This is a genomic window from Halomonas sp. BC04, assembly GCF_000568385.1.
The window spans coordinates 1-7,861 of record NZ_AZQX01000244.1; the positions used below are offsets into that span (position 1 = coordinate 1).

Genomic DNA, 7,861 nt, shown 5'->3' on the forward strand with positions numbered 1-7,861 from the left:
GGCGCCCATTCGTTCCGGCGCGACGCCCACGTCGGCGATGGCGACGATGCGCGCCATCGGCGTGGCAGCATGGCGTTCGAGGGCGGCTGCCGACATCACGACTGACGCAGCGGCACCGCTGGTGAGCGGCGAGCTGTTGCCGGCGGTGACCCGGCCGCCTTCGAGGAAGACCGGATCGAGTCCGGCGAGCCTTTCCAGGTTGGTATCGGGGCGGACATTGGCATCCCGGTCGATGACCTCCCCGGTGGGGTTGGCCAGGGCCAGCCGCTCGCCCTCGAACAGATTGTCGGCCTCTGCCCGGGCGGCACGGTGGTGTGACGTCAGGGCAAACTCGTCCATGTCGTCGCGCTCGATGCCGGCCGCCTGCGCCAGTCGCTCGGCGGTGAGGCCCATGTTCAGGGCCACGCCGAGCTCGAGCCAAGTCGCGTCACTCAGTACCTCGGGAGAGGTCAGCACGCCTTCCTTGAACAGGGCGGGGCCCATGGGTACCCGGGTCATGTTTTCAAAGCCGCCGGCGATGGCCACCTCCACGCCGCCGGCCTGGATCTCACGGGCGGCGCTGCGCAGGGCGGCCAGTCCCGAGCCACACTGCTGGTCGATCTGGCGGGTGGCACATTCGCGGCCTCGTGGACCCAGGGAGCGGGACAGCCACAGCGGGTAGCGGCCGCCGAAGCTCCACTGCTCCTTGACCGGTAGCGCACAGCCGATGCTGAGATCTTCCACTTCCTGCGGGTTGAGGCCGCTGCGGTCGAGCAGGGCGTCGATCACCCGGGCGAGAAGGGCGTCGCCGCGGGTCTCGGCCCAACCGTCCACTTCCGGCTTGCGTGGATGGGCGCGGGTGAAGGCGCTACGGCCATAGTCGACCAGATAGGCATCCTTCATGATTCGTTTCCTCCGGTATAGGTCAACTGTGCCCAGCGGTGAATGAACAGGGCGTAGGTGGTGAGCACGTGGCGGATCGAGTCGATCTCAACGCATTCGTCGACGCCGTGGATGCGTTGGGCCACCGGGCCGTAGCAGGTGCCGTTGATTTCGCCGCTGACGTGGAAGGCGCGCAGGTCGGTGGTGCAGGTGGCGAGGTAGGCCTTCGGCGGCTCACCGAGCAGGTCCTGGTGGCAGCGCGAGAGCAGTTCGATGCCCGGCGTTTCGAGGTCGACCAGGAAGCCCTCGGAGCGGAAACCGTGGAATTCTACCCGGGGGACGGGGCTGCCATCGCCGAGCTCGGTGTGGCGGGACTCGATGCACCGGCGAACACGGTTCATGGCTTCATCGGGCGTCATGCCGGGGGGGAAGCCGACACGACCTTCGAGCACGGCATGGGCCGGCACGCTGGAGGCCCAGTTGCCCCCCTCGATCTTGCCGATGCTGAGATTGAAGGGACTCTCGAGCGAGTCGTAGGGTGCCTGGCGCGGCAGCGCGTTGATTTCTATCTCCAGCGCCTTGAAGGCGGGCAGGTACTCGATCAGGGTCTCGATGGCGTTGCTGCCGGCGCGGGTGTCGAGCACGTGGGCCGGTACGCCGTCGATGCGCATGCGAAACCACAGCACGCCCACCTGGCCGGCATAGATCTGGCTGCCGAAGGGTTCCGGAATCAGCACGAAGTCGCCGCTATAGCCCTGGTGCAGGCAGGCCAGCGCGCCGTTGCCGGTGCACTCCTCCTCGATCACCGTCTGCAGGGTCAGGGGAAAGTCGATGGAAACGCCCGCCTCTCGTACCGCCTGCACGGCCATGACCATGGCGGCGATGCCGGCCTTCATGTCGCCGGCGCCGCGGCCGTAGAGCCAGCCGTCCTTTTCCCAAGGCTCCCAGGGCGGTCGGGTCCACATGTCGAGGGGTTCGGCGGGTACCACGTCCAGGTGGCCATTGAAGACCAGGTGTGGCCCTCTGGCGCCGGCGTTGAGCCGGGACACCAGGTTGTAGCGTCCGTCGCACGACCATTCGGTGGGGGCGCGGTGGGGGTGCTCGGCGAAGCCGGGGGCGTCGAGCGGTACCCTGGTGGCCGGCAGCTCGAGACGCTCGAACCAGCGCTCCATGGTTTCGAGCGCGCCATGCTCCTCGCCCAGTACGCTGTAGCCGCGCACCAGGTCGCGGGTCAGCGCCAGGGTGTCGTCCATCAGTGCGTCGCAGCGCTCGACGATGCGCTTCTCGATATCACTCAGCATCAGAATCTCCCCAGTCGAGGCTCGTCGACAATCAGAGTGGCTTCGGTGGCCTCGCGCAGCTCGGCAATGCTCAATCCTTCGGCGATATCCACCACGGTGAGCCCCGCGGGGGTCACGTCCATCACCGCCTTGTCGGTGATGATGCGCGACACGCAGCGCTCGGCGGTGAGAGGCAGGCGACAGTGCTCGAGGATCTTGGGGTTGCCGTGCTTGTCGTTGTGGGAGCACAGGATCACCAGGCGCTTGACCTTCTGGGCCAGCTCCATGGCGCCGCCGATGCCGGGCGAGAACTTGCGGGAATCTTCCAGTTGGCCAGATTGCCCACCTCATCCACCTCGAAGGCGCCCATGAAGGTGAGGTCCACCCGGCTGCGGCGGATCATGGCAAAGGACATGGCGCTGTCGAAAACGCTGGCGCCGGGGCGAGTGGCGATGTAGGCGCCGCCGGAGTCGATCATGTCCCAGTCCGGTGCCTCGCCGTCCTGGCGCGGGCGGCAGCCCAGCACGCCGTTCTCCGAGTGCACCAGCACTTCCATTTCCTCCGGCAGGTAGTGGAACAGCCGGGTGGGCAGGCCGATGCCCAGGTTGACGATCTGGCCCGGAATCACTTCCCGGGCGGCCCGGGCGAGAATGCGTTGCTGGTCAGCCGACATGGGCGCGTCTCCCCTGTTCGCTGGTGGCCGGGGCGACTTCCACTACCTGGCTGACGAAGGCGCAGGTGTATGGATCGCCTCGAGTGCCAGGCTGCCCGGCTCGTCGACCCGGTAGGCCTGGGCGATGACGGTATCGGCTGCCATGGCCATCAGCGGGTTGAAGTTGCTGGCCGTGGCGCGGTAGATCAGGTTGCCGTAACGGTCGGCACGCTCGGCGTGGACCAGGGCGTAGTCGGCGTAGAGCGCCGGCTCGATCCCCCAGGTGCGGCCGTCCATTTCTATCTCGCGGCGTCCGGCAGCGATCTCGGTGCCCTGGCCGATGTCGGTGATAAAGCCATGGTGGCCGGCCCCGGCGCTGCGAATCTTCTCGGCCAGCAGCCCCTGGGGATGCATCTCAACCTGGAGTTCACCCCGGTTCATTGCCTCGATGGCCACGCGATTGAGGCCGATGTGAGAGGTGATGAGGCGGCTGACGCGGCCGGCCTCGATCAGCTTGCCGATCCCGATGCCGGGCTCGTTGGCATCGTTCTTGATCAGGGTGAGATCGCACTGGCCCTGGGCCAGCAGTTCGTCGATCAGGGCGAAGGGCGTGCCCGGTGAGCCGAAGCCGCCGACCATGATCGAGGCGCCATGGGGGATGGCGGCGATGGCCTCCTCGATGGGGCGATATTTGTACTTGAGTAGCGTCATGTCAGTGCCTTTTCCATCTGGCGATCAGGGAGTCAGTGCGCTTGCCGGCACCGCTGTGCCCAACTCATGGTCGAATCGCACCATGGCGCGTTCGAGCCGGGCGAGCAGTTCGGCGGTATCGGCGGCGTCGATGGTCAGCGGTGGGGTGACCAGGAAGTGGTCGCCGGCGACTCCATCCAGAGTGCGTCGGGGATAGATCAGCAGGCCCTCTTCCCTGGCCAGCGCCGTTATCCGGGCAAAACGGTTCTGCTCGGCGGGAAATGGCGCTTTCGAAGCGCCATCGGCGACCAGTTCCACCCCCCAGAGCAGCCCCAGGCCACGCACGTCCCCCACCCAGGCGAAGCGGCCCTTGAGCGCCTTGAGTCCAGCCTCCAGCTCGCGGCCGCGAGCCGCCACGTTCTCGAGCAGTTTCTCGCGCTGGATGGCCTCGACCACCGCCAGCGCCGTGGCACAGGCCAATGGATTGCCGGCGTAGGTATGGCCGTGCTGGAACCCGCCAGAGGCCATGACCGTCTCGACGATGTCGGCGCGGGCCAGCACCGCACCCACCGGGTAGTAGCCGGCGCCCAGTCCCTTGGCGGTGGCCAGCAGGTCGGGGGTGACACCGTAGTGCTGATAGGCGAACCAGGTCCCGGTACGACCGACACCGGTCAGTACTTCATCAAGGATCAGCAGGCAGCCGAACTCATTGCATAACTCACGAATGCCCTCGAGGTATTGGCGGTCGAGCATGCGGGCGCCGGTACTGGCGCCGCCCACGGGCTCGAGTACGAAGGCCGCGATGGTGTCGGGGCCGGCGGCCGCCATGGCGGCGCGGGTATCGGCCAGAACGCGTTCCACATGTCGCCGATCGTCAGCGTCGGTGTGGCGGTAGAAGTCGGGGCCGGCCACCTTGAGTGAGCCGATGGTGATATCTCTGAAGGGCGCTTCCAGGGCTGATAGCCGGTGACGCCCAGGGCACCCAGGGTGCTGCCGTGATAGGAGGGGCGCAGCGAAACGAAGCGGCGCCTCTGCGGCTCACCCTTGGCGACGAAGTACTGGCGGGCCAGCTTGAGCGCCGACTCCACCGCCTCCGAACCGCTGGAAACGAAGAAGACCTTCTCCAGCTGCTGCTGCGTGAAGCCCACCAGCGCCTTGGCCAGGGCCACCGCGGGGGCGTTCTCGAACTGGGTGCGATAGGTGAAGGCGACCCGGTCGAGCTGGGCGAGCATGGCATCGCGAATGTCGCTGCGGCCGTGCCCCAGGTTGCATGAGATGGCGCCGGAGCAGCCGTCGAGATACTCCCGACCGGTTTCGTCCCACAGGTAGACGCCCTTGGCATGGCTGACTTCGGGCAGGGCGGGGCCTGCCTGGTAGAAAAGGGGAGATGGATCCATTGCAGCGTCCGTTGTCGTTATGTGTTTGTGAACGGTTCTCTGCAGTCTAGGTAGCGATCGATAAGTATTTCAATATATGATCTTTTTATCCAATTCGATGAGTTCTTGTCATGGCAGATGTCAACATTCACTCACTCAAGGCGCTGGCGATCTTCAAGACGCTGTTCGAGGCGGGTACCGCCTCCCAGGCGGCACGTACCCTTGGCATCACCCAGTCGGGGGTGAGCCGCTCCCTGGCGCAGCTCGAGGAGAACCTGGGCATCCAGCTGTTCCTGCGGGAGAAGAACCGCCTGGTGGCCACGCCGGAGGCGCGCGAGGTCTATGACGAGATCCTGCGCCTGATGGGCAATATCGAGGAGCTGCGCCATAGCGTGCTGGCACTCAAGGAGTTCGGCACCTCGCGGCTGCGCATCGCCGCCATCCCCGGGTTGTCGTTCGGCTTCGTGCCCAGGCTGGTGGCCGCGCTGCTGGAGGAGAACCGGCAGTTCAGCGTCAGCCTGGACATGATGTCGAGCCATGAGGTGCAGCTTGCGGTGGAGTCGAGCCATGCGGACATCGGCTTCGTTACCCTGCCCATCACTTCGCGGGTGTTGCAGGTGGACCCCTGGTTCACTACCCAGGCGGTCTGCCTGGTCCCGGAGCAGCATCCGCTGGCGGCGAGGGAGTGTGTCGAGGTGCAGGACCTGCGCGACCAGCATCTGGTGATCAGCAACCAGCCCAGCATCAGCACCAATCCGCTGCTGGAGCTGGCCAGCCAACACCGGGTACAGATCGCCGGCAAGACAGAGGCCAATATCGGTACCATCACGGCGCTGGTGGCCAGCCATGTCGGCATTACCGTGATGAATCCCATCACCGCCCAGGACCAGCTCACCCCACGGGACGGTGTGGTCATGCGGCCTTTCTCGCCGGCCATGGCGTTCAGCTTCGGCCTGGTCTACCGCGACAACTGGAAGCAGGCCAGGGTGCTCGATTTCCTGCGCCAGCGGGGCAGGACGTTGCTCGAGAGCTATGGCGAACGCTACCAAGGGCGTTGACGGGGCCGGCTGGCACCCCGCCCAGGGGCATGGCATGGTCTGGGGATCAACCCGAGGAGGCGTTGCCATGATCACGTTCCACAGCGAGGCCACCAAGCTGCGTCGCGCCAAGACCGAGCTCAACGAAGGGCTACTGGTCGCACCCTTCGAGTGCCCCGAGCGGGTCGACCTGGTGCTCGACCGGGTTCGGGCGGCGAGGCTTGGCGAGGTACAGGCGCCGACCCGTTATGGCCTGGAGCCGGTGCTGGCCGTGCACGATACCGGCTACGTGGAGTTCCTGGCCAGCTGCTGGGAGGAGTGGAAGGCCATCGGCATGGCCGGCGAGGCGATTCCCAACATCTGGCCGTCGCGTTCGATGCCCGGCGCGCGAATCCCCGAACATATCGAGGGGCGCCTCGGCTATTACGCCCAGACCGGCGAGACCTCGATCTGCGCCAACACTTTCGAAGCCGCCGATATCAGCAAGGACATCGCCCTGTCGGCCCTGGGTCAAACGCTGAAGAGCGGTGAGCCGAGCTTCGGCCTGTGCCGCCCACCGGGCCATCACGCGTCCTCGGACCAGTTCGGCGGCTACTGCTTCTTCAACAACGCGGCCATTGCCGCCGACCAGGCCCTGAAGCATGGCCTCTCGCGTGTGGCGGTGCTGGATATCGACTTTCACCATGGCAACGGTACCCAGGAGATCTTCTACGCCCGCGACGACGTGATCGTCGTTTCTCTGCATGGCGACCCCCTGCACTGCTTCCCCTATTACCTGGGGCATGCCGATGAGACCGGCAGCGGACGCGGAGAGGGGTACAACGTCAACTTCCCCATGCCGCCCGGCACCGGCTACGGCCCGTGGTCGGCGGCCCTGGATGAGGGCCTGGGGCGCATTCGTCACTCCGGCGCCGAGCTGCTTATCGTGTCGCTGGGGGTGGATACCTTCGAGCACGATCCGATCAGCAGCTTCAAGCTGACCAGCGACGACTACCCGGACATCGGCCGACGCCTGGCCGCGCTTGGGCTGCCCACCGTCTTCCTCCTCGAAGGGGGCTACGCGGTGGAGGAGATCGGTATCAACGTGGTCAATGTCTTGAGCGGCTTCGACGCTGCCTGAGCCCAGCTACAGGCGGGTTTCCAGCAGTGCTGCCAGCTCGACGTCGGTGAGTGCCAGCGGGTTGGTCTTCATGCTGCCGCCTCGGGCGCCTGCAACCACGCGCTCGATGTCGTCATGGCCCATGCCATAGGCGCCCAGCCTTGGCATGTCGAGGCGCTGGGTCCAGTCACGTAGCGTTGCGACCAGGGTATCGCGAGCCTCGCTGTCACTCAGTTCGGGTTCCCCGCTGACCAGGCGGCCGACCTCGGCGTACCGGGTCAGTGCCCGACTGCTCGGCTCGCGCTGGCGCAGTGCCGCAACGTTGGTCGAGGTGGCCTCGGCGACCAGGGTGCCGCAAACCGTGCCGTGGGGAATCGGGAAGAAGGCGCCCAGTGGAGAGGCCAGCCCGTGCACTGAGCCCAGGCCCGCCTGGGCCAGGGTCACCCCGGACATCAGCGAGGCGTAGGCGAGCTGGTCGTAGCCGCGGCTTGCCTCCGGGTGGCCCTCTTCCCAGGCCGGCCAGAAGCCGTGGCAGAATGCCTGCATGCCGGACCAGGCCAGGGCATCGGTGGCGGGACTGGCATTGAGCGAGACGTAGGATTCCAGCAGCTGAGTGAAGGCGTCCATGCCGTTGGCGGCAATCTGCGACTTGGGACAGCCTGCCAGCAGCGCCGGGTCGACCAGCGCCACGGCGGCGACCAGCCGTTCATCGCGAAACGACTTCTTGAAACCCTTCGGGCCCTGAACGCTGAGCACGGCGTTCTTGGTCGCTTCGCTGCCGGTGCCGGCGGTGGTGGGCACGGCGATCAGCGGCACCGCCGGACCGCGGTAGGGCAGGCCCCTGCCCACCCCTTCCAGGTGGTCCA

General features: G+C 66.5%; 8 protein-coding genes and 1 pseudogene. 2 read left to right on the forward strand and 7 right to left on the reverse strand.

Annotated features, from left to right (window positions below; translation table 11 throughout):
• From Q427_RS16855 to Q427_RS35505, 6 genes and pseudogenes are all read right to left on the reverse strand, one after another.
• On the reverse strand, nt 1–882 hold an 882-nt coding region (locus Q427_RS16855; protein WP_043516063.1), incomplete at its 3' end, for a beta-ketoacyl synthase N-terminal-like domain-containing protein.
• Nucleotides 879–2,162: an ArgE/DapE family deacylase gene (locus tag Q427_RS16860; protein WP_043516065.1), complete on the reverse strand. Its 1,284-nt coding sequence runs from the start codon at nt 2,160–2,162 to the stop codon at nt 879–881. The genes Q427_RS16860 and Q427_RS16855, both read right to left, overlap by 4 nt.
• Nucleotides 2,162–2,814, reverse strand: a pseudogene (locus Q427_RS36995) (3-oxoacid CoA-transferase subunit B). Before Q427_RS36995 ends, Q427_RS16860 begins: the two are co-directional and overlap by 1 nt.
• Before the next feature lie 42 nt (nt 2,815–2,856).
• A complete protein-coding gene (locus Q427_RS16870; RefSeq protein ID WP_231613748.1) occupies nt 2,857–3,504 on the reverse strand; it encodes a CoA transferase subunit A in 648 nt (215 codons plus the stop codon).
• 24 nt (nt 3,505–3,528) lie between these two features.
• Complete coding sequence (locus Q427_RS35500; protein ID WP_269321270.1) at nt 3,529–4,287, reverse strand: aminotransferase class III-fold pyridoxal phosphate-dependent enzyme; 759 nt, start codon at nt 4,285–4,287, stop codon at nt 3,529–3,531.
• The gene (locus Q427_RS35505; RefSeq protein WP_269321269.1) at nt 4,173–4,880 is read right to left on the reverse strand and encodes an aminotransferase class III-fold pyridoxal phosphate-dependent enzyme; all 708 of its coding nucleotides are present in this window, start codon (nt 4,878–4,880) and stop codon (nt 4,173–4,175) included. Before Q427_RS35505 ends, Q427_RS35500 begins: the two co-directional genes overlap by 115 nt.
• Nucleotides 4,881–4,990: 110 nt before the next feature.
• Here Q427_RS35505 and Q427_RS16880 point away from each other — a divergent pair, with 110 nt between their 5' ends.
• Nucleotides 4,991–5,917 (forward strand): LysR family transcriptional regulator, encoded by a 927-nt coding sequence (locus Q427_RS16880; protein ID WP_043516067.1) that lies wholly within the window; start codon nt 4,991–4,993, stop codon nt 5,915–5,917.
• A 67-nt stretch (nt 5,918–5,984) separates the two neighbouring features.
• The gene (locus Q427_RS16885) at nt 5,985–7,016 is read left to right on the forward strand and encodes a histone deacetylase family protein (RefSeq protein WP_043516070.1); all 1,032 of its coding nucleotides are present in this window, start codon (nt 5,985–5,987) and stop codon (nt 7,014–7,016) included.
• A gap of 6 nt (nt 7,017–7,022) precedes the next feature.
• Here the strand turns inward: Q427_RS16885 and Q427_RS16890 are convergent.
• On the reverse strand, nt 7,023–7,861 hold an 839-nt coding region (locus tag Q427_RS16890; protein WP_043516071.1), incomplete at its 5' end, for an iron-containing alcohol dehydrogenase.

Coding starts and splice junctions, on each gene's coding strand:
- Q427_RS16880 (WP_043516067.1), top strand. CDS start 4,991: ATGGCAGATGTCAACATTCACTCACTCAAGGCGCTGGCGATCTTCAAG.
- Q427_RS16870 (WP_231613748.1), bottom strand. CDS start 3,504: ATGACGCTACTCAAGTACAAATATCGCCCCATCGAGGAGGCCATCGCC.
- Q427_RS16885 (WP_043516070.1), top strand. CDS start 5,985: ATGATCACGTTCCACAGCGAGGCCACCAAGCTGCGTCGCGCCAAGACC.
- Q427_RS16860 (WP_043516065.1), bottom strand. CDS start 2,162: ATGCTGAGTGATATCGAGAAGCGCATCGTCGAGCGCTGCGACGCACTG.
- Q427_RS35505 (WP_269321269.1), bottom strand. CDS start 4,880: ATGGATCCATCTCCCCTTTTCTACCAGGCAGGCCCCGCCCTGCCCGAA.